Origin of the sequence: Streptomyces sp. NPDC007088 (assembly GCF_042869355.1) — a bacterium.
Classification (GTDB): domain Bacteria; phylum Actinomycetota; class Actinomycetes; order Streptomycetales; family Streptomycetaceae; genus Streptomyces.
Genome location: NZ_JBIAFO010000008.1, coordinates 119735 through 142247, shown reverse-complemented (window position 1 = coordinate 142247; position 22513 = coordinate 119735). Strand labels below are relative to the sequence as shown.

The window sequence follows — 22513 nt, the reverse complement described above, 5'->3', positions numbered from 1 at the left end:
AAGAGGAGGTCAGACCGCGAGTGGGCCGGCGCGCAGCGCGCCACGGCGCAGCGCGGGGGAGGGGCGGTAGCGCCCGTCCCGGTGTTCGTCGTCGAGGTTCTCCAGCAGGGCGAGGACCGAGGGCAGCCCGATCCGCTCGCCCCAGGCGATCGGCCCCAGCGGGTAGTTGGTGCCCAGGCGCATGGCGGTGTCGACGTCGTGGGCGCTCGCCAGGCCCTCGGCCACCGCGTCCAGCGCGAGGTTGACGAGCATGGCGACGGTGCGGAACACCAGCAGCCCCGGGATGTCGTCCACCGTGCTGACGGCCTTGCCCAGTAGCTGGAACAGGCCCACCGCGGCCTCCCGTGAGGCATCGGACACCCCGCCGCTCACTGCCAGGGCGGTACGGGAGGAGGCGGCGAAGTCCAGGCTCAGGTCGAACAGGACGACCGGACGTCCCGTACGCCGGGCGTGCCGGTCGGCTGTACGCCCGTCGGTCAGACGCAGCAGCGTCCCGTCGGGCAGCTCGAACATCCCGTCCAGCGCGCTGGACGCGGCCGCCGCCACCCGTTCGACGGGGACTCCGGCCGCGACGAGCACGTCCACGAGTCCTCCGGCGGCCCCGGCGTCACCGTGCAGACGCACCTGACGCGGCGGCGGTACGGAGACCGGGGCACGGGTGTCGGGAGCGGGCGGGGCGCCGCCGGGCCCGTGGCCGTAGAAGCCCCGGCCCGCCTTGCGCCCGAGGTACCCGGCCTCCACCAGCTTGCGCTGGACGAGGGAGGGGGCGAAGCGCGCGTCGTGGTGGAAGGCGCTCCACACCTCCCGGGTGACCGCTTCGTTGACGTCGTGGCCGATGAGGTCCATCAGCGCGCAGGGACCCATGGCGAAGCCCCCCGAGCCTGTGAGGACCGCGTCGATGGTGGCCGGTGAGGCCGCTCGCTGTTCCCGGGTGCGCAGCGCCTCCCCGTAGAAAGGGCGTGCCACCCGGTTGACGATGAATCCGGGCAGGTCGGCGGAGAGCACCGGGGTCTTTCCCCAGCGTTCCGCGGTCCTGCGCAGGAAACGGGTGGTGCGCTCGGCCGTGGCCGTCGCGGAGACCACTTCGACCAGCGTCATGAGGGGAGCCGGATTGAAGAAGTGCAGTCCCGCGAACCGGGCCGGGTTCTCCAGGCCGGCGGCGAGAGCGGTCACGGACAGGGAAGAAGTGTTGGTGGCGATAACGGCTTCCTCGCCCACGTGCTTCTCGATGCCCGCCAGGACCGCGGACTTCGCCGCCATGTCCTCGCGCACGGACTCTATGACGAGGCCGGCCGAGGCCGCTTCCGGTAAGTCCTCGGAGGTGGTCAGCCGGTCCAGAGCGGCGAGCGCTTCCTCCTTGCCCAGGCGCCCCTTGCCGACCAGCCGGAGAACGCGGCTCTCGATCTCCTCCCGGCCTCGCCGGGAACTCCCCGCACGGCGGCTCAGCAGGAGCACCCGGTGGCCGGCGAGGAGCGCGACCTGGGATATCCCGGTTCCCATGGCGCCGGCTCCGACCACGGCCACAAGGTCGTCCGGTTGCTTGTGCGACTTCACAGGAATCCTAGGGGAATAGGCTTAGGGACTGAGGCGTCCGAGCTTCTGTGGCAGCGCCCTCACTCAACGTAATCCACCCGCTCGGGGCCTGGCCGGGCGTGCAACACGCCCTTCATGGAAGGTTCATAGGGGGCTATGCGCAGGCGTGTTGTCGAGTGGCTTCTTCGGCGGAGAACCGGTTGGCGGGCCGGGATTTTCCCAGAGTTTCCTCTTCGGCGCATCGGCCGTCGACCAGGGGCGCGTCGGCGCGACGGCGGTGGGGCGGCCGGCCGGAGAGAGACCGTCCTGGCGCGACCGGCCGACCGCGAGGCGGCGCGCCGCCGGTGACCGGACGCCCACGCTCCGCGGGACCCGTCGGGACACCCGGGAACAGCCCCGAGTGTTCCGCGCCGCATCGGGCCCGTGGAGTTCAGGGCATTCGTGCCCGGCGCTCGTGCGTGTGCCGGATACTCGGGCCGGGCTCGCGGCTTTCCGCGCGCGTGTGCCGCGCCGGTTCCACATCTCCCCTCCCGAGTAGCTGCGGCGCCCGGGAGCTGACTGCGGACGCTCTCGCACGACGGACCACGGTCGGGTGATGAGCGACATGAACTGCCCGTTGCCGGGCGCTGGTTCGTCCGGCCGCTGCTGCCCGGACATCGCGGTGCGGGAAGCGGCGGGAGGACCGAACGGGCCCCAACGGGATCGGGGGGGAAGTGTCGCACCGGGACCCCTTGGCGTGACGTGCCGGAGCGGTACGGTGGAGCCCCGAGCGCTGATCCCCAGGTGGGTCGGCCGCCCCCTCGTCCCCTCTGTTTCGGCGCCCGTTCAGCCGGCCGGGCCGGTGCCCCGCGTCGCGCCCACGGACGCGGCCACCACGCACAGCACCGCGATCCACTGCGACAGGTGCAGCGACTCGCGGAGCACGACGAAGCCGATGAGGGCCGCCATCGCCGGCTCCAGGCTCATCAGGATGCCGAACACGCGGGGCGGGACTCTGCGCAGCGCCTCCAGGTCCAGCGTGTACGGGATCACCGAGGACAGCAGCGCCACCCCGAGCCCGGCGATCAGCACCCACGGCTGGATCAGCGCCGTCCCGCTCTCGGCCACGCCGAACGGCACGGCCACCAGCGCCGCGACGGCCATGCCCAGCGCCAGCCCGCCGCCCTCCGCGGTGTGCCGGCCCAGCGCCGCGCCGACGAGGATGTACAGGCCCCAGGCCGCTCCCGCCGCGAGAGCGAACAGCAGCCCCACCACGTCGAGTTCGCCGCGCCCTTCCATCAGCAGGACCACTCCGCCCGTCGCGAGCAGCGCCCAGAAGGCGTCCAGCCACCGCCGCGACCCGGCCAGGGCCACCGTCAGCGGCCCGAGGAACTCGACGGTCACCGCGATCCCCAGCGGGAGGCGGGACAGCGCCTGGTAGAAGCACAGGTTCATCCCGCCGAGCACGACGCCGTACGCGAGCACCACGGCCCACGTACGGCGGTGCACGCGCGGGGACGGCCGCCACACCAGCAGCAGCACCGCCGCCGCGAAGAACAGCCGCAGCGCGACCGTCCCGAAGCTGCCCACCGCCCCGAACAGGTGCTTGGCCACCGCCGAGCCCAGCTGGACACTGACGATGCCGAGCAGGACCAGCGCCGTGGGCGGGACCGCGTCGAAGGTACGTCCCGCCATCGCGGTCAGCGAGACGGAGCGGGCGCGGGGAAAGGGGCCGCGTCCGCTCCCGTCGACGTTCATGGTGGCCATGCGGGCATTCTCAACGACCGGGCACGACACGGCACATGCTTTTCGCCCCGCAGACGCGGGTCAGCCGACCAGCAGGACGAGCTTCCCGCGCGGACGGCCGTCCTCACCGGCGCGGTGCGCCGCCGCGACCTCGGCGAGCGGGAAGGTGTGGACGGCCGGGAGCGCGAAGCGCCCGGACTCGATCAGCTCACCGATCCCGGCCAGCGCGTGGAGCGCGCGGCCCTCGTCCCCCCGGCTGAACCGCACCCCGTGCTCCCGCGCGCCGGGGAAGTCGGCGAGGGTCACGACGTGCTCCGGACCGCCCGCGAGCGCGATCAGCTCGGGCAGTACGCCGCTCCCGGCGACGTCGAGCGCCAGGCCGACGCCTTCGGGCGCGAGCGCGCGCACCCGCTCGGCCAGGCCCGCGCCGTACGCGACGGGTTCGGCGCCCAGCGAGCGCAGGTAGGCGTGGTTCGCGGGGCTCGCCGTGCCGATCACCCGCGCGCCGCGTGCCACGGCGAGCTGCACGGCGGCGCCGCCGACGCTCCCGGAGGCACCGTTGACGAGCAGCGTGGCGCCGCCTCCGGCACCGAGCTGATCGAGCGCGCGGGTGGCCGTCTCGACGGCGGCCGGCAGCGCGGCCGCCTCGGCGAAGCCGAGCGAGGGCGGGAGCGGCGCCCAGTGGGACAGCACCGCCAGTTCGGCCTGCGCCGCCCCCTCGGTGCAGAAGCCGAACACCCGGTCGCCGACCGCCACGTCCGCGACGCCCGCGCCGAGCTGGTCCACGACCCCGGCCGCCTCGTAGCCCATGGTCTGCGGAAGCTCCTCGTCCATCAGCCCCGCGCGCTTCTTCCAGTCGCTCGCGTTGACCCCGGCCGCGCGCACCGCGATCCGCACCTCGCCGGGCCCCGGAAGAGGATCGGGAAGCTCCACGATCTCCAGGACCTCCGGGCCCCCGAAGCGGCTGAACTGGGCTGCCTTCATCGCGTGTTCCGCTCTCGGCTCCGGGGCGTCGCCCGTGCCGGGTTCGACCGTGTACGTCCTTCGCTCCGCACACCCTAGGTGTACGCCGCGGCAGGTGGACGGCCGGGCGCGCCCAAGGAGGCGAGCGCTCACCCGAGGAAGGCCGCCGTCGCCCTGACGAACAGGCCCGCGTCGTCCAGCCACGGGTAGTGGCCCGCCTGCGGCTGTACGAGGAAGACGGCCTCCCCGAACAGCTTCGCGAAGGCGGCGACCGCCGGGGGCGGGCTGTTCAGGTCGTACTCCCCGGCCAGCAGCAGCGCCCGGACCCCGCTCGCGGCCAGCCCCGCCCGCGTCTCCTCCGGGTCGAACGCGCCCTCGGAACCGAAGGCGGCGACCGCCTCCGGATTGTCCGGCTCGCTGGTGGCGGCATGGAAGGCGCGGGTGGCGTCGTCCCAACGGCCGTACTGAAACGGGGCGATGGCCTCCCAGTCGGCGTTCGCTCCGGTGCCGCCGGTGACCGCCTCCAGAGCCGTGTACGCCGCCGGGAACCAGGGCTCGTCCGCGCGCAGCCGCGCCGTCTCGCGCCGCGTGGCCCCGTCGATCCCGATGCCGACCGCACGGGTACCCGGCGTGATCAGGGCCAGCGCGTTCACCCGCTGCGGGTGGCGGGCCGCGTACCGGGCGGCGAGGTTCGCGCCCGCGCTGTGCGCCAGCAGGTCCATCCGGTCCAGCCCGAGGTGCGCCCGCAGCGCCTCGACGTCCTCCGCCATCCGGTCGCAGCGGTAGGACCCGGTGTCCTCGGGAACGCCGGAGGCGCCGGTGCCGCGCAGGTCCAGGACGCACAGCCGACGCCGGGCCGACAACCCGCCGAGATCCCCGAGGTACGCGGAGTCGGTGGGGCCCCCGGGAACGCAGATGACGGGGTCCCCCTCGGTGCCGTGGACGCGGTAGGAGAGCGGGGTGCCGTCGAAGGCGGGGAAGGTGGGCATGACGGGGAGGCTGGCATCGATCAGCCCGTCCCGCAACGAGCTTGTGTGGTGGGCGGCCGTGTCGCCGGGGGCACGGTCAGCGGTCGACGGTCACGTCCTCGATGAACCGGGTCCAGGTGGCGCACTGGAAGAGGAGGACCGGGCCGGTGGGGTTCTTGCTGTCGCGGACGGGGACGGGGCCTACTGGGAGGTCAGCGACTTCGAGGCAGTTGTCCCCGTTGCCGCCGCTGTAGCTGCTTTTGCGCCACACCGTTGCTGTCGCATCGTCTTCGCGCATAGCCGGTACTCCTTGGCTGTTGGTGCGAGCGGAATCGGGGCCATGGGTGATGGGTGTGCCCCTGAACGAATCCGATGGCCTGCCGGTCAGCGCGGAAGGGTGCCCACCACGTCTTCGATGAACTGGGACCAGACAGGGCCGCGGAAGAGCAGGACGGGACCAGTTGGCTTCTTGCTGTCACGGACCGGAACGACGCCTGGGCAGGTGGTGACCTCCAGGCAGTCGCCACCATCGCCGTTGCTGTGGGTGCTTTTGCGCCACTCAGCAGTCGTCAGGTCGCGCTCGCGCATCGCCGGTACTCCTCGGCCGCCGACGAGATCAGTTCGAGGGACGCCGCTGGCGACAACGCGTCGGCCCTGAGCTGATCGTACGTATCGGTCAGCTTCGAAACCAGGCGTGGATCGTCCAGAAGCGACCCGGAGTACAGCCCCTCTGTGTAAGCCACACCCGGCATGTCCTCGAACGCCATGAGACGGAAAGATCCGCTCATGCCCGCGGTGGCACCAGCCCGGAAGGGGAGTACCTGGAAACTGAGCCAGCGCGATCGTGCCATGGTGGCGATGTGCTCAAGCTGCCTTGCCATGACCGGATTGCCACCCACAGCGATGTGGAGCGCCGCCTCGTGAACAATCGCGTTGTAGAGCGGGCGAGTCACGTCGGCCAGAAGTCGTGCTCTACCCACGCGGGCCGCCACTTTTTCCTCGACAAACTCATCAGTGGCGTACGGGTGGGCGGCGATGATCAGGCTTCGCGAGTAGTCGGCCACTTGAAGTAGCCCCGGGATTGCCATGGGATAGAAGTCCAGCACCTTTGTGGCCTGGGCTTCCAGTGCGGCTACCTGAGCGAAGTATTCGGCGTGTCCGGACTTACGGATCAGTTTCCTGACCATGCGGGCCAACATGCCGCCTGTCCGTAGTACTTCATCAATCCGCTCCGCCACGTCGAGCTGCGGCTTCCGTTGGCCGATCTCGAACTGGGCCACATAACTCCCCGAGATGAAGACCAGGGCCGCCAGCCCCGACTGCGTCAACCCCGCCGCCACCCGCGCCCGCTTCAGCTCCTCCCCGAAGTACTCCCAGGTCAGGATCTTGAACTCTTCGTCAAGGCTCAACGCCCGCTCCTCACAGTGCTGGTGTACGCCCACAAAGGCTTCTCACTGTAGGGAGTAACGCCCATCGTCGTGGTGAGGTTCAGGCACCTCACCACTTCTGATGAAGGGCAATCACCATGTCGAACAAGCGGACGCACGCGGCGGTTTGTGTGGACGAGGCCAAGGAAACGGTCGAGGAATTGCGCGCGGCGCTTTCCGCCGTGGGGATCAAGCTGCCGTCCCTCGGGCTCGATCTCGCCTCCGTGGCCCGGGAGAAGCCGTGCCCGCACATTCAGCTCGGCGGGTGCGCGCCGGAACTCGCCGCGCGGCTCGCCGCCGTACTGCGCCGCAAGACGGCCGCCGCGTGAGCGTGCTCGTCGGGACGTACGCCGTCGACACGCGCACCGGGCGGGTCGGGCTCGTCGTGACCGCCGACGAGAGCGCCGTGCGGCTCAGGCCGATCGGCGTGGGCGACGTCTGGGACGCCGCCCCCGCCACCGTACGGACCGCGACCGTCCTCGAACGGGTCCGGGCCTGCACGGCGTACGCCAACGCGCGCAGCCGGGGCGAGGTGCTCTGAGCGGCCACCGGGCGGGAGCCGGATTCGTAGCCCCCGCCGCGCGGACAGCGGCGGGGGCTACGGGCGGCCGGTCGCCGGATCAGGACCGGCACTGGCCTTCGCGTACCAAGGCGGTCCCCACGACCCACTTCGCCGTGCCGATCTTGATGAAGCCGTTGCTCGTTGTCGAGCCCGTCACCAACTGGCCTTTGGCGAGCGAACCGACGATCGGCGCGGTGGGGCGGGCCGCGCTCCTGACCGGGGTGCTGTCGGCCTTCACCCGGTACGGGCAGTAGACCTCGGCCGCCGCCGCACTCCCCGCCTGCGGCGAACGGGCGGCGGGTCCGGTGATGTGCGAGTCGGCGGTGGCGGTCGTGACGGTGGCGGTGGTCAGGGCCGCGGCCAGCGCACAGGCAAGGGTGATACCTCGGGCACGGGACATGTGGTTCTCCTCCGCTGCGGTTCAGTACAGGAGTGCCCGACCGGGCCGGGCGTTCCCGAACCTAACCGGCGCGGAAATCCCTCGGCGGGAACCTTCCACAGCCTTCACAAGGAGATTCAAGGCGTCCGCTCCCGGTCGCTCCCTTCGTACCGTCTCCCGGGGCGCGAGTCCTGCCTCAGTCCTCCGCCCCGCCCGCCGTCCCCAGCCGCTCCGGCTCCGCCGGGCTCAGCCGCAGCGCGCCCGCCGCCGGGTTCTCGTCCAGGCGCGCCGGGTCGCCGGTGCCGGGGACGCGTGGGTGCCTCCCGCGGCCGCGTCCGTACGCGATCGCCCCCGGCCCCCCCGCGACGCGTCCGGACCGGGGCGTCGCGCCCTCTCGCCCCTCTCCCCGCCTCACCCCCTCCGTACGCGACAATGGCCCCATGAGTCTGTTCCGCGACGACGGCATCGTGCTGCGCACCCAGAAGCTCGGGGAGGCGGACCGGATCATCACGCTGCTGACCCGGGGGCAGGGGCGGGTGCGGGCCGTGGCGCGGGGGGTGCGGCGGACCAAGTCGAAGTTCGGGGCGCGGCTGGAGCCGTTCTCCCACGTCGACGTGCAGTTCTTCGCGCGCGGCAGCGAGCTGCTGGGGCGCGGGCTGCCGCTGTGCACGCAGAGCGAGACCATCGCCCCCTACGGGCGGCACATCGTGACCGACTACGGGCGGTACACGGCCGGTACCGCGATGCTGGAGACCGCCGAGCGGTTCACCAACAACGAGGGGGAGCCCGCCGTGCAGCAGTACCTGCTGCTCGTCGGCGGACTGCGCACCCTCGCGCAGGGCGAGCACACCCCCTCCCTCGTCCTCGACGCCTTCCTGCTGCGCTCGCTCGCCGTCAACGGCTACGCGCCGAGCTTCACGGACTGCGCGCGCTGCGGGCTTCCCGGGCCGAACCGGCACTTCTCCGTCTCCTCGGGGGGAGCGGTCTGCGGGGACTGCCGGGTGCCCGGTAGCGTCGTACCCTCCTCGGAGGCCCTCGCCCTGCTCGGCGCCCTGCTGACCGGCGACTGGGCCACCGCGGACGCGTGTGAACCGCGTCACGCCAGGGAGGGCAGCGGGCTCGTGTCCGCCTACCTTTCCTGGCACCTGGAGCGCGGGCTGCGGTCCATGCGGTACGTCGAGAAGTAGGGCGGACGGCACGCGCGGGCAGGGGGGCGGCCAGGAGCCGGCCGTACGAGTAGTCAACACCGGGAGATGTGAGACCCATGGCAGGACGCGGGATTCTGGGACGGCAGCGCCGCGAGTACAAGGTGCCCGAGCCGCACCCCTCCGGGGCGACCCCGCCCAAGCTCCCCGCGGAACTGATCCCGGGCCACGTCGCCTGCGTCATGGACGGCAACGGCCGCTGGGCCAAGCAGCGCGGGCTGCCCCGCACCGAGGGCCACCGGGTCGGCGAGGGCGTCGTCCTGGACGTGCTCAAGGGCTGCATCGAGGTCGGGGTGAAGAACCTGTCGCTGTACGCCTTCTCCACCGAGAACTGGAAGCGCTCCCCCGAGGAGGTCCGCTTCCTCATGAACTTCAACCGCGACGTGATCCGCCGCCGCCGCGACGAGATGGACGAACTCGGCATCCGCATCCGCTGGGTGGGCCGGATGCCCAAGCTGTGGAAGTCCGTCGTCCAGGAACTACAGGTCGCCCAGGAGCAGACCAAGGACAACGACCTGCTCACGCTGTACTTCTGCGTCAACTACGGCGGGCGCGCCGAACTCGCCGACGCGGCCCGGCGGATGGCCGAGGAGGTCGCCGCCGGACGGCTCGACCCGGGCAAGGTCAACGAGAAGACCATCCAGAAGTACCTGTACTACCCGGACATGCCGGACGTCGACCTGTTCCTGCGCCCGAGCGGTGAGCAGCGCGTCTCCAACTACCTGATCTGGCAGAGCAGTTACGCCGAGATGGTGTTCCAGGACGTGTTGTGGCCCGACTTCGACCGCCGCGACCTGTGGCGCGCCTGCGTGGAGTACGCCTCCCGCGACCGCCGCTTCGGCGGGGCCGTGCCCAATGAGGAACTGGCCAGGATGGAGGCCGCGATGCGCGGTGGGCCGCAGCCCGGGGCCGGAGCCCTCGGCGAAGGCTGACACCGCCGCGGCACCGGGGCCGGTGGCGCCACCAGGGCCCGGAGCGCCGGGCTCCGGGCCCAGGCGGCGCTCCGGGCCCAGGCGGCGCTCCGGGCCCTGGTGGCGCTCAGGCCCTGATGGCGCTCCGGGCCCTGGTGACACTCAGGCCCGGCGGGGCGCTCAGGCTCGGGCCAGGGCGAACACCGTGCCGTCCGGGGCGCGCAGCAGACCGCGTCCGCGTACCGTCCGCGTCGCGTCCTCGACCAGCAGCGAGGCGCCCGCCGCGAGCGCCGAGGCCACCGCGGCCTCCACGTCCGGCACCAGGAACTCCGGCTGCCAGCGGGCCCGGGGGCCGGCCGGCCGGTCCGCTCCGCGCCGCCCCCGGGGCGCCGGGGCCACCGACAGGAGCCGCTCCGGGCCGCGCAGCAGCACCGTCTCGGAGGGCAGCCGGCGCGGGTCCGCCGAGAGCACCGACCGGTAGAACGCGACCGAGTCGACCGCGTCGGGGCTGTACAGCCGGTGCCGGGCGATTGGAGCGGGCCGGCCCGCGTCGGGGCCCGGCTCCCACAGCGTGAAACCCGCGCCCTGCCGGTCGGCGGCCAGCACCCCGCGGCCGCCCTCCAGGGACAGCGGGCCCACCGCGACCGTCCCGCAGCTCTCCCGGACCCGCTGGGCCGCCGCCCACACGTCGGGCACCGTGAAGCACGGCGCCCACAGGCCCGGGGCGGTCCGAGCGGAGTAGGAACGGCCCAGGGTGAGCACCTGCGCCCCGGAGGCGTCCAGACCGCGCCACAGCGCCCCGGGACCGTCGCCCGGCTCGAAGGTCCAGCCCATCACCCGGCCGTAGAAGGAACGCGCGCTCACCGGGTCGGCGCACTGGAGACCTGTCCACGCGACCCGGCCCGCCCCGGCCACCGCCGACGCGGCCCCGGCCGCGCCCACCGCCCGCAGCGGCGCGTCCTCGTGCGAAAGCGCGGTCTTCGCGGCCCGCGCGGCCCTGGCCACCGACTCGGAGAAAGCCTCCGCCGCCTCGGACACGGCGCCCGCCGCCTCGGACACGGCGCCCGCCGTCCCGCTCACTGCGCCCGCCGCCTCGGTCACGGTCTCGGTCACCACAACCTCCGGGAATCCGTCACGGACAACCTCCGGGAATCACCCAGGGCGCGACGCGTACGTCACCTCGTGCGACGTGCGCACACCCACCATGTTTCCCGCCGCCTACCCGCGATCCGCCGGAAAATCCCCACTCAGTCCATGATCTTCCGGACGAAGCCGCGGAACATGCCCCCGGCAACGCGAAGGGAGGGCGCGAGGCGATCCGCCTCACGCCCTCCCCGGTGGTCCGGCCCGGTGTCCCGCCAACTCGCGCGCTGACGCGCTCAGTCCGCGCACTCCCGCACGCAGTCCGCGCAGGTCCCGAAGATCTCGATCGTATGCGCCACGTTGACGTACCCGTGCTCGCTCGCGATGGCCTCGGCCCACTGCTCCACCGCCGGCCCCTCCACCTCGACCGCCTTCCCGCACATCCGGCACACCAGATGGTGGTGGTGCTCCTCGGAGGCGCACCGGCGGTAGACCGCCTCGCCCTCCGTGTTGCGCAGGACGTCCACCTCGCCCGCGTCGGCGAGCGACTGGAGTGTGCGATAGACGGTGGTCAGCCCGACGGAGTCGCCACGGTGCTTCAGCATGTCGTGGAGATCCTGGGCGCTGCGGAATTCGTCGACCTCGGACAGGGCCGAGGCCACGGCGGCCCGCTGCCGCGTGGAACGGCCGCGTACCGGGGGTCCAGCGGTGGTCACCGTTGCCTCCTCACGTCTGCTGGCTGGTCATTGTGCCAGGTGTTCCCGGGTCCGCGCCCGTGGCGGACGAGGCGCGAGCGGCCACAACCGCCCCCCGCCCCGCCTCCGGGAGGACACACTCGGCCGGATCACCCGCCCCGTGCGCCACCGCCCGGGACCGCGCCGTGCGCCGCGCCAGGGGCGTCGCGAGCAGGGACAGCACGACGAACACGCCGATGGCCATCAGCACGATCGTCGCGCCGGGCGGCACCTCGCGGTAGTACGACAGCGAGGTCCCGCCGAGGGTCGTGGCCACCCCGATCGCGACGGCGCCCGCGAAGGTCGCCGCGAAGCTCCGGCTCAGCTGCTGCGTCGCCGCCACCGGGATCACCATCAGGGCGCTCACCAGCAGCAGCCCCACGATCCGCATCGCGACCGTCACCGTGAGCGCCGCCGTCACCGCGATCAGCAGGTTCAGCAGCCGCACCGGCAGGCCCGTGACGCGCGCGAACTCCTCGTCCTGGCTCACCGCGAACAACTGCCGGCGCAGCCCCACCGTCACCAGCACCACGAGGGCCGCGAGCACGCACATCGAGACGACGTCGCCGCGCGAGACCGTGGAGAGCGAACCGAACAGGTACGAGGTGAGGTTGGCGCTGGAGCCGCCCGGCGCCAGGTTGACGAGCAGTACCCCGCCCGCCATGCCGCCGTAGAACAGCATGGCCAGCGCGATGTCCCCGCGCGTCTTCCCGTACCAGCGGATCAGCTCCATCACGACCGCGCCCGCGACCGACACCGCCGCCGCCGTCCACACCGGGGAGGCGGACAGCAGGAAGCCGAGGCCCACGCCGGTCATCGCGACGTGGCCGATCCCGTCGCCCATGAGCGCCTGGCGGCGCTGGACGAGGTAGATGCCGATCGCGGGGGCGGTCACGCCGACCAGTACGGCGGCCAGCAAGGCCCGCTGCATGAAGGGGTCGTGGAGCATGTCCATGAGAGTGCTGCCTTCCTGGCCGGTCAGCCGAGCAGTCCGGAACGGACCGGCTCGGCGCCGCTGTGCGGGTGGACGTGGTCGTGGCCGGGCAGGGCGTGCTGGCCGACGGCCTTCGGGGGCGGCCCGTCGTGCAGGACGCAGCCGTCGCGCAGGACGACCGCGCGGTCGATCAGCGGCTCCAGCGGCCCGAGTTCGTGCAGCACCAGCAGCACCGTCGTACCGAGCGCCACCTGTTCGCGCAGCGTCTGGGCCAGTACGGACTGGCTCACCAGATCCACCCCGGCCATCGGCTCGTCCATGATCAGGACCTCGGGCTCACAGGCCAGCGCGCGGGCGATCAGGACCCGCTGGTGCTGACCGCCGGAGAGCGCGTCCACCGAGTCCTTCGCCCGGTCCGCCATCCCGACCCGCTCCAGCGCCCTGCTCACGGCCGCCCGGTCCGCGCGGCCCAGAAATCCGAGCCGGCCGCGGGAGAGCCGCCCCGAGGACACGACCTCGGTCACCGTCGCGGGCACCCCGCTCGCGGCGGTCGTGCGCTGCGGCACGTAGCCGATCCGCGACCAGTCGCGGAAGCGCCTGCGCGGGGTGGAGAACAGCTCGACCTCCCCGCCGCTCACCGGGACCTGGCCGATCACGGTGCGCACCGCCGTCGACTTGCCCGAACCGTTCGCGCCGAGCAGCGTCACGACCTCGCCGCGCCGCACCTCCAGGTCGATCCCGCGCAGCACCGGGCGCGCCCCCAGCTCGGCGTGGACGCCGCGCAGCGCGATGACGGGCTCGCGGGAGCCCGGGGAGCCGGTCGGGCGGTTCTCGCCGCCCTCGCCGGACGGGGTGAGGGGAGTCATACGCGCGCCTCCTGGGGTGCGGACCGCGGTGGTGCCGCGGTGGTGCGGATGTCGGGGGAGACGCCCGGCGGGTGCGGGCCGTCACGGACGGGTGGCGAGGCCCCTCAGGGCCCTGTGACAAGGGACCCGGAGAGGTCCCTCAGGTCAGGAGCGGGCGCCGAGGGCCTTCTGGAGGGCCCGGAGGTTCGACTCCATGACCTGGAGGTAGTCCTTGCCCCGGGACTTGTCGGTGATGCCCTCCAGCGGGTCGAGGACGTCCGTCCTCAGCCCGCTGTCCCCGGCCACGGTCTTCGCCGTCTTGTCCGAGACGAGCGTCTCGTAGAAGACGGTGCTGACCCCGTCCGCCTTCGCCATGGCGTGCAGGTCCTTGATCCGGGCCGGGCTCGGCTCGCTCTCCGGGTTCAGCCCGCTGATGGCCTCCTCGGTGAGGCCGTAGCGCTCGGCGAGGTAGCCGAAGGCGGCGTGCGTCGTGATGAAGACCTTGGTCCTCGTGTTCCTCAGGCCCTCGGCGTAGGCGGTGTCGAGCTTGCCGAGCTTGCCGAGCAGGGTGGTGGTGTTCTTCCGGTAGGCGGCGGCGTGGCCGGGGTCGGCCTTCTCCATCGCCTTGCCGACGCCCTTGGCGACCTCGGCGTACTTGACCGGGTCGAGCCATATGTGGGGGTCCTGGCCGCCCGCCTCGTGGTCGTGGTCCTCGTGGCCGGCGTGCTCCTCGTGCGCGGCCGCGTGCCCGCCGACCTCGTCGCCGTGCTCCTCCATCTTCGTGAGCGTGGCGGCGTCCACCTTGTTCTTGACCGAGGACTGGGCGACGACCTCGTCCACGGACGGCTGGAGGCCCTTGAGGTAGAGGATCAGGTCGGAGCGCTCGACCTTGGAGGTCTGCCGCGCGCTGATCTCCAGGTCGTGCGGCTCCTGACCGGGCTTGGTCAGGCCGGTGACGTTCACGTGCGTTCCGCCGATCTGCTCGGCGAGGTACGCCATCGGGTAGAAGGACGCGGTGACGTCCAGTTTCCCGTCGCCGGAGCCCGAGTCCCCGGAGGAACAGGCGGAGAGCAGGGTGGCACCCAGAGCGGCGACCGCGGCGGCGGCGGTCACGGATATGAGGCGGGGACGACGACTGGTGTTCATGACACTCATTTTCAACAAACATGGAAACGATTGTCAATAATCGTACGGTAGGGATGCGGGGCGCCGGTCGCGGGCCACCGTGAGAGCCGCCCCGCGGGCCGCCCGGGGAACGCCCGGGGCCCTCGCCCGGAGGGTCCCGCGAGGGCCGCCCCGAGGCCCCGGCGGCGCGGTGCGGGCCCCCCGCCGCGGAACCGATTTGATCCCGGGGGCCGGGCCGCCGGTAACCTGAGTCATTCGCTGGGCAGCGGCGGGTCCGCGGGACCCGGCGGATGCGTACGAATCCGTGCAGAAGAGCTCCAGGTCCGCGCGGGACCGGCGCAGAAGACCGCTTCGTCGTCGTAATGAAGAGAGCACCGTGGCCGCCGACAAGATCGACACCATCGTCAGCCTGAGCAAGCGCCGTGGCTTCGTCTACCCGAGCAGCGATATCTACGGCGGCCAGCGCGCCGCCTGGGACTACGGACCGCTGGGCGTCGAGCTCAAGGAGAACATCAAGCGCCACTGGTGGCGCTACATGGTCACCTCGCGTGACGATGTCGTCGGTATCGACTCCTCGGTGATCCTCGCCACCGAGACCTGGGTGGCCTCGGGTCACGTGGCGACCTTCTCCGACCCGCTGACCGAGTGCACCTCCTGCCACAAGCGCTACCGCGCCGACCACCTGGAGGAGGCGTACGAGGCCAAGCACGGCCACCTCCCCAAGGACGGCCTCGCCGACCTCAACTGCCCCAACTGCGGCAACAAGGGCACCTTCACCGAGCCCAAGGAGTTCTCGGGCCTGCTGAGCACCCACCTCGGCCCGACCCAGGACACCGGCTCCGTCGCGTACCTGCGGCCCGAGACCGCGCAGGGCATCTTCACCAACTTCGCCCACGTCCAGCAGACCTCGCGCCGCAAGCCGCCCTTCGGCATCGCGCAGATGGGCAAGTCCTTCCGCAACGAGATCACGCCCGGCAACTTCATCTTCCGCACCCGCGAGTTCGAGCAGATGGAGATGGAGTTCTTCGTCAAGCCGGGCGAGGACGAGAAGTGGCAGGAGTACTGGATGGAGCAGCGCTGGAACTGGTACACCGGCCTGGGCCTGCGCGAGGAGAACATGCGGTGGTTCGAGCACCCGAAGGAGAAGCTCTCCCACTACTCCAAGCGCACCGCCGACATCGAGTACCGCTTCCAATTCGGCGGCTCCGAGTGGGGTGAGCTGGAGGGCGTCGCCAACCGCACCGACTACGACCTGTCGGCGCACGCCAAGGCGTCCGGCCAGGACCTCGCCTACTTCGACCAGGAGGCCGGCGAGCGCTGGACCCCCTACGTCATCGAGCCCGCGGCGGGCGTGGGCCGCACCATGCTGGCCTTCATGCTCGACGCGTACAACGAGGACGAGGCGCCCAACGCCAAGGGCAAGCTGGAGAAGCGCGTCGTGATGCGCTTCGACCCGAGGATCGCCCCGATCAAGGTCGCCGTGCTCCCGCTCTCCCGCAACCCGCAGCTCTCCCCGAAGGCCAAGGGCCTCGCGGCGGCGCTGCGCCAGCACTGGAACATCGACTTCGACGACGCGGGCGCCATCGGCCGCCGCTACCGCCGTCAGGACGAGATCGGCACCCCGTACTGCGTGACCGTCGACTTCGACACCCTCGACGACAACGCCGTCACGGTCCGCGAGCGCGACACGATGAAGCAGGAACGTGTCTCCCTCGACCAGATCGAGAGCTACCTGGCCGGCCGCCTCATCGGCTGCTGACCCCCCTCCGGTGAACCCGGACCCGGTCCCGGCCGCGTGCGACGCGCGGCCGGGACCGGGCCTTTCCCCCGCGCGTTGATCTCTCTCCCCTCCTCGCAGTCCCTCCCTGCCAGCCCCCCCGCCGCCCTTCCTCGCACCAGGAGCCGACCGTGCCCGAGCCGACCGTGCCGAGGACGCGCGCGCTCGAACTCACCGCGAACTGCGCGGACTGCTTCGGCCTGTGCTGCGTCGCGCTGCCCTTCACACGCTCCGCCGACTTCGCCCGGGACAAGGCGGCGGGCACCCCCTGCGGCAACCTCGGCGCCGACTTCGGCTGCGTGATCCACGAGGGGCTGCGCGAGAACGGCTGGTCCGGCTGCACCGTCTTCGAGTGCCACGGCGCGGGCCAGCACGTCTCGCAGGGCACCTTCGCGGGCGTCGACTGGCGCACCCGGCCCGGTACCTCCGCCGCCATGTTCCGCTCCTTCGGCGTGATGCGTCAGCTCCACGAGATCCTGCGGTACGTCACCGAGGCGCTGGAGCGGGCGGAAACCGCCCCCGTCCACGCCGAGCTGGCCGAAATACGCGCCCACGTAGCCGAGTTGAGCGAGGGGACGGCGGCGCAGCTCACCGCCCTCGACGTCCCGGCCCTGCGCGCCGCCGCCAACGGCCCGCTGACCCGCGCCGCCGCACTCGTCCGCGCCGCCGCCCGCCCCGGCCGCGCCCCCGACCACCGGGGCGCCGACCTCATGGGCAGCACCCGGCTGCGCGGCGCCGACCTGCGCGGGGCGAACCTGCGCGGCGCCTACCTCATCGCCGCCGATCTGCGCGGGGCCGATCTGCGCGGCGCCGAACTCCTCGGCGCGGACCTGCGCGACGCGGACCTGCGCGGGGCCGACCTGCGCGGCGCCCTCTACCTCACGCAGGCCCAGGTCAACGCGGCACGCGGGGACGGGACGACGCGCGTGGCCGCGGAGTTCACGCGGCCGGGGCGCTGGGGCGGGCAGGGCGGCTGAGGCTCTGCCCGTACGGTCCTCGCGCACGCTCCCCGTACGGTGTCGGCGCACGCTCTCCATGCGGTCCTCGCGCATGCTCCCCGTACGGTGTCGGCGCACGCTCTCCATGCGGTCCTCGCGCATGCTCCCCGTACGGTGTCGGCGCACGCTCCCCATGCGGTCCTCGCGCACGCTCCCCGTACGGTCGCGCGCACGCTCCGCCCACGGGCCGGCCGTCCGGCCTGCCGGCCGTGCCCACCCGCTGGCTACTCTGCACGCGTGGCCATCGAACTCGCCCTCCTGACCGGCGTCTCCTACCGGGGACAGGAGATCACCGCGCCCCGGCTGCGGGCACTGCTGGCGCTCCTCGCCGAGGACCCGCGCGCGGGCTGCGGCACCGGGCGGCTCGTGGCCGGGCTGTGGCCCGAGGACCGGCCGGAACACCCGGCCAAGGCCGTGCAGGTGCTCGTCTCCCGGCTGCGCGCCCAACTGGGCGCCGAGGTGATCGCGCGCACCCCCACCGGCTACCGGCTGGCCCTCGACGCGACGCGCGTCGACAGTTCCGCGGTGCTGCTGCACGAGGCCGAGGCGGCGCGGCTGGCCCGCGAGGGCGACCACGCCGGGGCGGCGGACGCGGCGCGGGCCGGACTCGCGCTGTGGGAGGGCGCCGAGGCGGCCGCCGCAGCGGAGGAGGCCCCGGACGACCCCCTGGCCGCCCTGCGAGAGGGGCGGAGCCGGGCCCGCGCGTCCCTGGAGCGGATCAGGGCGCTCGCCCTGTCCCGCGCGGGCCGGCCCGAGGAGGCGGTGGGCCCCCTCACCGGACTGGCCCGGCTGCGGCCCCGCGACGAGGAGGTGCTCGCGGCCCTGCTGCGCAGCGAGGCCGCCACCCGCGGCGCCGCCACCGCGCTGGCCCGGTACGAGACCCACCGGCGCTCTCTGCGCGAGGAGCTGGGCACCGAACCGGGGCCCGCCCTGCGGTCCGCGCACCAGGAACTGCTGCGCGTCCAGGCGCCCCCGGCACGGCACGGCGTACCGCACGAGCCCAACCCGCTGCTCGGCCGGGAGAGCGACCTGCGCGCCGTGACCGGGCTGCTGCGCACCGCGCGGGTCGTCACCGTCACCGGGCCCGGCGGCCTCGGCAAGACCCGGCTCGCCTACGCCGTCGGGCGGTCCGCCGAACAACGGGTGACGCACGTCGTGTCCCTGGCCGGGGTCACCTCCGACGAGGACGTGGCCGGGGAGGTGGCCTCCGCCGTCGGGGGAGAAGGACGCCGGGCCGGCACGGACCTGCCCGGCGCGATCCTCGCGGCGCTCGGGACCGGCCCCGTCCTGCTCGTGCTCGACAACTGCGAACAGGTCGTGGACGGGGTGGCCGGCCTGGTGGGCGCCCTCGTGGCACGCTCCGGCGAACTGCGGGTGCTCGCCACGAGCCGCGCCCCGCTCGGGCTCAGCTCCGAGGTCCGCTACCCCCTGCCGGAACTCACCCCCGCCACCTCCGCCGCCCTGTTCACGCAGCGGGCCGAAGCCGCCCGGCCCGGCGCCGAACTGCGGGAGGCCGAGGTCGCCGCGCTCTGCCGCCAGCTCGACGGACTGCCGCTCGCCCTGGAACTGGCCGCCGCCCGGGTCCGCGTCCTGCCCGTCCCCGAGATCACCCGCCGGCTGCGCGACCGCTTCGGGCTCCTGCGCGGAGCCTCCCGCGACGCCCCCGAGCGCCACCGCACCCTGCTCGCCGTCGTCGAATGGAGCTGGAACCTGCTGGAGCCCGAGGGCCGGGCCGCGCTGCGCGCCCTCTCGGTCTTCCCCGGCGGCTTCACCGAGGAGGCCGCCCGGTCGATGCTCGGCGAGGACGGCCCGGACGCCCTCGCCCTGCTGGAACAACTCGCCGACCAGTCCCTGGTCAAGGCCGTCGACAGCCCCTCCGGCCTGCGCTTTCGCATGCTGGAGACCATCCGGGAGTTCGGCGCCGGGCGACGCGCGCGGGCCGGCGAGGAGGAGCGGGTCACCGGTCGCTTCCTCGGCTGGGCCCGGGAGTACGCGCGCGCCCACCACGACGTGCTGTACCGCGAGGACAACCAGGAGCCCTTCGCGCGGATACGGGCCGAGCAGGACAACCTCGTCCTCGCCCTGCGCCACGCCCTGGCCCGCGCCGACGGACCGGCCACCGCCGCGCTCACCGCCGTACTCGGCTCGCTGTGGTCGGTCGAGTCGAGCTGGAACCGGCTCGCGACCCTCGCCGCCGAGACCGGACCGCCGCTCTCGCACTTCCGCCCCGGCCCGGCCGACGTCGAGGTCGCCCGCAGCGCGGCCGTCGTGTGCGTGACGAGCCTCTTCATGGGCTACGGACCGCACGCCGTACGGCAGCTCGTCACCCTGCGCGCCCTGCCGCCCGCCGAGCCCGACACCCTGCCGCGCGCCCTGGCGGTCCTGCTGTGCGCCGTACCCGAGATGCACGGGCCGCGCTTCACGCGCCTGACCGAACTGTGCGCGGCGAAGGAGCCGCTGCTCGCGGCGGTGGCCGAATGCGTCGCGAGCTACGTGTGGGAGCGGCAACTCGACACGGAACGGGCCCTGGAGGCCGCCCGCCGGGCCTTCGCCGTGCTGGGCGCGCTGCGCAACCCGGCCCTGCGGATGCTGAGCCACGGCCGGGTCAGCGAACTGTGCCTGCGCACCGAACGCGGCGAGGAGGCGTACCGGCACCTGCGCTCCGCCCTGGACGCGCTGGACGACTTCGAGGACTGGCCCGACGCGATCGGCATCCGCTGGGCCCTCGTACTGGCCTGCCTCCAGCGCGGGGAGACCGAGGAGGCCGAGCACTGGCTGGAGCTGGCGGCCGGCGGGCACCAGGACGAGGCCGCGCTCGTCTTCACCCCCGACCTCGTGGCGCGCGGGGAGATCGCCCTCCGCCGCGGACGGGTCGACGAGGGGCTGGAGCTGTGGCGCCGGGCGGTGGACCAACTGGGCCGCGCCGGCGCCCCGTACGCCGACGACCCCTTCCTGGACACCTGGACGCTGGAGGTCGTCGCGGGCGCCGTGGCCGCGCACGCGCTCGCCGGACGCCCGCGGGAGGTCGCCGGCCTGACGGACCGGCTGCTCACCCGGCTGCTGACCCTGCTGGCCGCCCCGGCCGGTACCGGCTCCCCGGGCGATCTGGCCCTGGGCGGGACGGTCCTGCACGCGCTGAGCCTGGCCCGCCTCGCCGAGGGCGACACCTCGGCGGTGCACCTCGCGGCGCTCGCCGAACGGCTGCCCGCGGCACGCGAGTTCCCGCCGCTGTCCGCGCGGCGCGCCCGGCGGGCCGCCCTGGACGCCGACGCGGCGGCGTACACCGACGCGGTGTCGGAGTACGCCGCCCTGAGTCAGGCCGAGTTGAGAGAGGCCGCGCTGCGCGCGCTCACGCCCGCGGATCACGGTTGAACCGGGCCGTCGACCACAGCGCGCCGACCACGATCAGCAGCACGCCCCAGCCGGTCGCGCACCACAGGTCGCGGGCGCTCACCCCGCCCATCAGCAGACCGCGCACCGACTCGATCACCGGCGTGAAGGGCTGGTACTCGGCGAACCAGCGGAACCAGCCCGGCATGGAGTCCACCGGCACGAAGGCGCTGGACAGCAGCGGCAGCACCATCAACGGCATACCGGTGTTGCTCGCCCCCTCGGGGTTCGGGCTGACCAGGCCGATACCGACCCCGATCCACACCACCCCGAGACTGAACAGGGCCAGCAGGCCGGCCGCCGCCAGCCACTCGGCCACATTCGCGTGCGGCCGGAAGCCGATGGCCACCGCGAAGCCCAGGACGAGGGCCAGCGCCAAGAGGGTCTGTACGACGCTGCCCACGACATGGCCGACCAGCACGGAGGCCCGGGAGATCGCCATGGTGCGGAACCGGGCGATGATGCCCTCCGTCATGTCGGCGCACACGGACACGGCGGTGCCCAGAGCGGTGCCCCCCACCGTCATCAGCAGGATGCCGGGGACCAGATAGGCGAGGTACGCGGAGCGGTCCGCGCCGCCGGTCAGGCCCGCGCTCATGACGTCCCCGAAGACGTACACGAAGAGCAGCAGGACGACGACCGGCGTCAGCAGGAGGTTCAGGGTCAGGGAGGGGTAGCGGCGGGCGTGCAGGAGGTTGCGGCGCACCATCGTGGACGAGTCGCGCACGGCGAGGGACAGGGAAGTCATCGGACGGTCTCCTTGGCGGTGGACGCGGACGGGGAGGCGGTGGGCGTGGAGGCGCCCGGGGTGGCGGCCTTCGGCACGGTCGCGGAGGGTTCCGCGGCGGGGTGGCCGGTCAGGGCGAAGAACACGTCGTCGAGGTCGGGCGTGTGCACGGTCAGCTCGTCCGCCTCGATGCCCTCCGCCTCCAACCGGGCGAGCAGGGACCGCAGTTCCCCCTGGCTGCCGCCGCTGGGCACGGTCAGGCACAGCGTCTCGTCGCTCCGCGCGGCCTCGCCCAGGGCGTCCGCCGCGTGCCCGTACGCCGCGGGCGCGGCGAACCGCAGCCGGACGTGCCCGCCCGGGACGAGCCGCTTCAGCTGTGCCGCGGTGCCCTCGGCGACGATCCGGCCGCCGTCCAGGACCGCGATCCGGTCGGCGAGCTGATCGGCCTCCTCCAGGTACTGCGTGGTCAGGAAGACGGTGACGCCGCCCGCGACCAGTTCGCGCACGAGGGTCCACAGCGTGTGCCGGCTGCGCGGGTCGAGACCCGTCGTCGGTTCGTCGAGGAACAGCACGCGCGGCTCGCCCACCAGCGTCATGGCGAGGTCCAGGCGTCTGCGCATCCCCCCGGACAGGGCGGAGGCCGGTTTGCGCGCCACCGCGCCCAGGTCCAGCCGCTCCAGCAACTCTGCCGCGACCCGGCGGCCGGTCCGGCGCGGGAGGTGGCGCAGGTCCGCCATGAGGCGCATGTTCTCCTCCGCCGTGATCAGGTTGTCCACGGCGGAGAACTGCCCGGTCACCCCGATCGCGGCGCGCACCGCCCCCGGTTCGGCCGCGAGATCGTGCCCGGCCACCCGCAGCTCGCCCGCGTCGGCCCGGACCAGGGTGCTCAGGACGCGGACCGCCGTCGTCTTGCCCGCCCCGTTCGGGCCCAGGAGCGAGAAGACCGTGCCAGCCGGCACCCGCAGGTCGATCCCGTCCAGGACGGTCTTCTCCCCGTACGCCTTGCGCAGCCCGGTGGCGAGGATCGCCGGGGCCTCGTCGTTCGTTGTCGTCGTCATGGGCAGAGCGTGCGCCGCACCGGATTCGGTAGGGATTCAGCGCGGTTTCAGCGCGGGGCGGGGGCTGAAACCGGCCTCGCGGGGGAGGGGCGGGCCCGCCCGCCGGGCGAGGCGGCCGGGCCGGACGCGCGACGAAGGGCCCGCCACCCCCGGAAGGGAGGTGGCGGGC

The 22513-nt window shown here is 73.2% G+C and carries 22 protein-coding genes; 7 read left to right on the top strand and 15 right to left on the bottom strand.

Translation table 11 applies throughout. The annotated features are described in order from the left end of the window. Positions 1 to 9: 9 nt before the first annotated feature. The 7 genes from ACFYMP_RS15195 to ACFYMP_RS15165 all read right to left on the bottom strand — a co-directional run bounded on the left by ACFYMP_RS15195 (position 10) and on the right by ACFYMP_RS15165 (position 6598). A complete protein-coding gene (locus ACFYMP_RS15195) occupies positions 10 to 1554 on the bottom strand; it encodes a 3-hydroxyacyl-CoA dehydrogenase (protein ID WP_388856334.1) in 1545 nt (514 codons plus the stop codon). A gap of 804 nt (positions 1555 to 2358) precedes the next feature. Further along, positions 2359 to 3279, bottom strand: coding sequence for a DMT family transporter (locus ACFYMP_RS15190; RefSeq protein WP_388856332.1), 921 nt, complete (start codon positions 3277 to 3279; stop codon positions 2359 to 2361). Positions 3280 to 3339: 60 nt separating this feature from the next. Then, positions 3340 to 4242 carry an NADP-dependent oxidoreductase gene (locus ACFYMP_RS15185; RefSeq protein ID WP_388856330.1) on the bottom strand — a complete coding sequence of 301 codons (903 nt, stop codon included), beginning with the start codon at positions 4240 to 4242 and terminating at the stop codon, positions 3340 to 3342. 128 nt (positions 4243 to 4370) lie between these two features. Then, the gene (locus tag ACFYMP_RS15180) at positions 4371 to 5210 is read right to left on the bottom strand and encodes an alpha/beta fold hydrolase (protein ID WP_388856327.1); all 840 of its coding nucleotides are present in this window, start codon (positions 5208 to 5210) and stop codon (positions 4371 to 4373) included. Between the two features lie 76 nt (positions 5211 to 5286). Beyond that, entirely contained in the window at positions 5287 to 5487 is a 201-nt protein-coding gene (locus ACFYMP_RS15175) for a DUF397 domain-containing protein (RefSeq protein ID WP_388856324.1), read from the bottom strand. An 86-nt stretch (positions 5488 to 5573) separates the two neighbouring features. Continuing rightward, positions 5574 to 5777, bottom strand: a complete 204-nt coding sequence (locus ACFYMP_RS15170; protein ID WP_388856321.1) for a DUF397 domain-containing protein — start codon at positions 5775 to 5777, stop codon at positions 5574 to 5576. Next, positions 5759 to 6598, bottom strand: a complete 840-nt coding sequence (locus ACFYMP_RS15165) for a helix-turn-helix domain-containing protein (RefSeq protein ID WP_388856318.1) — start codon at positions 6596 to 6598, stop codon at positions 5759 to 5761. The genes ACFYMP_RS15170 and ACFYMP_RS15165 overlap by 19 nt, the downstream gene beginning before the upstream one ends. Positions 6599 to 6714: 116 nt before the next feature. Here ACFYMP_RS15165 and ACFYMP_RS15160 point away from each other — a divergent pair, with 116 nt between their 5' ends. Both ACFYMP_RS15160 and ACFYMP_RS15155 read left to right on the top strand, forming a co-directional pair. After that, the gene (locus ACFYMP_RS15160) at positions 6715 to 6945 is read left to right on the top strand and encodes a hypothetical protein (RefSeq protein WP_388856316.1); all 231 of its coding nucleotides are present in this window, start codon (positions 6715 to 6717) and stop codon (positions 6943 to 6945) included. Continuing rightward, complete coding sequence (locus tag ACFYMP_RS15155; protein WP_388856313.1) at positions 6942 to 7157, top strand: hypothetical protein; 216 nt, start codon at positions 6942 to 6944, stop codon at positions 7155 to 7157. The genes ACFYMP_RS15160 and ACFYMP_RS15155 overlap by 4 nt, the downstream gene beginning before the upstream one ends. A 79-nt stretch (positions 7158 to 7236) precedes the next feature. Here ACFYMP_RS15155 and ACFYMP_RS15150 read toward each other — a convergent pair whose 3' ends face one another. Then, positions 7237 to 7578, bottom strand: coding sequence for a hypothetical protein (locus tag ACFYMP_RS15150; RefSeq protein WP_388856310.1), 342 nt, complete (start codon positions 7576 to 7578; stop codon positions 7237 to 7239). 419 nt (positions 7579 to 7997) lie between these two features. On the opposite strand from ACFYMP_RS15150, the gene recO reads away from it, so the two are divergent. Together recO and ACFYMP_RS15140 are read left to right on the top strand one after the other, a co-directional pair. Then, a complete protein-coding gene (gene recO / locus ACFYMP_RS15145) occupies positions 7998 to 8744 on the top strand; it encodes a DNA repair protein RecO (protein ID WP_388856307.1) in 747 nt (248 codons plus the stop codon). Between the two features lie 77 nt (positions 8745 to 8821). After that, a complete protein-coding gene (locus tag ACFYMP_RS15140; protein WP_388856304.1) occupies positions 8822 to 9694 on the top strand; it encodes an isoprenyl transferase in 873 nt (290 codons plus the stop codon). Positions 9695 to 9853: 159 nt separating this feature from the next. On the opposite strand, the gene ACFYMP_RS15135 is transcribed toward ACFYMP_RS15140, so the two are convergent. The 5 genes from ACFYMP_RS15135 to ACFYMP_RS15115 form a co-directional block, all read right to left on the bottom strand. Continuing rightward, complete coding sequence (locus ACFYMP_RS15135) at positions 9854 to 10786, bottom strand: VOC family protein (RefSeq protein WP_388856301.1); 933 nt, start codon at positions 10784 to 10786, stop codon at positions 9854 to 9856. A 266-nt stretch (positions 10787 to 11052) separates the two neighbouring features. Next, entirely contained in the window at positions 11053 to 11472 is a 420-nt protein-coding gene (locus ACFYMP_RS15130; protein ID WP_363145065.1) for a Fur family transcriptional regulator, read from the bottom strand. A 10-nt stretch (positions 11473 to 11482) separates the two neighbouring features. Beyond that, entirely contained in the window at positions 11483 to 12445 is a 963-nt protein-coding gene (locus ACFYMP_RS15125) for a metal ABC transporter permease (RefSeq protein WP_388856297.1), read from the bottom strand. A gap of 23 nt (positions 12446 to 12468) precedes the next feature. Further along, the gene (locus ACFYMP_RS15120; protein WP_388856294.1) at positions 12469 to 13290 is read right to left on the bottom strand and encodes a metal ABC transporter ATP-binding protein; all 822 of its coding nucleotides are present in this window, start codon (positions 13288 to 13290) and stop codon (positions 12469 to 12471) included. A 144-nt stretch (positions 13291 to 13434) separates the two neighbouring features. Beyond that, positions 13435 to 14424, bottom strand: coding sequence for a metal ABC transporter substrate-binding protein (locus tag ACFYMP_RS15115; RefSeq protein WP_388856291.1), 990 nt, complete (start codon positions 14422 to 14424; stop codon positions 13435 to 13437). 346 nt (positions 14425 to 14770) lie between these two features. On the opposite strand from ACFYMP_RS15115, the gene ACFYMP_RS15110 reads away from it, so the two are divergent. From ACFYMP_RS15110 to ACFYMP_RS15100, 3 genes are all read left to right on the top strand, one after another. Further along, positions 14771 to 16153, top strand: coding sequence for a glycine--tRNA ligase (locus tag ACFYMP_RS15110; RefSeq protein WP_388856288.1), 1383 nt, complete (start codon positions 14771 to 14773; stop codon positions 16151 to 16153). Positions 16154 to 16302: 149 nt separating this feature from the next. Next, positions 16303 to 17148 carry a pentapeptide repeat-containing protein gene (locus tag ACFYMP_RS15105; RefSeq protein WP_388856285.1) on the top strand — a complete coding sequence of 282 codons (846 nt, stop codon included), beginning with the start codon at positions 16303 to 16305 and terminating at the stop codon, positions 17146 to 17148. A 258-nt stretch (positions 17149 to 17406) separates the two neighbouring features. Continuing rightward, on the top strand, positions 17407 to 20541 hold the full coding sequence (locus ACFYMP_RS15100; RefSeq protein WP_388856282.1) for an ATP-binding protein: 3135 nt from the start codon (positions 17407 to 17409) through the stop codon (positions 20539 to 20541). Here ACFYMP_RS15100 and ACFYMP_RS15095 read toward each other — a convergent pair. Both ACFYMP_RS15095 and ACFYMP_RS15090 read right to left on the bottom strand, forming a co-directional pair. Next, positions 20519 to 21307: an ABC transporter permease gene (locus ACFYMP_RS15095; RefSeq protein ID WP_388856279.1), complete on the bottom strand. Its 789-nt coding sequence runs from the start codon at positions 21305 to 21307 to the stop codon at positions 20519 to 20521. The two genes, ACFYMP_RS15100 and ACFYMP_RS15095, sit on opposite strands and share 23 nt — an antisense overlap. After that, on the bottom strand, positions 21304 to 22344 hold the full coding sequence (locus ACFYMP_RS15090; protein WP_388856276.1) for an ATP-binding cassette domain-containing protein: 1041 nt from the start codon (positions 22342 to 22344) through the stop codon (positions 21304 to 21306). The genes ACFYMP_RS15095 and ACFYMP_RS15090 overlap by 4 nt, the downstream gene beginning before the upstream one ends. Between the last annotated feature and the right edge of the window lie 169 nt (positions 22345 to 22513).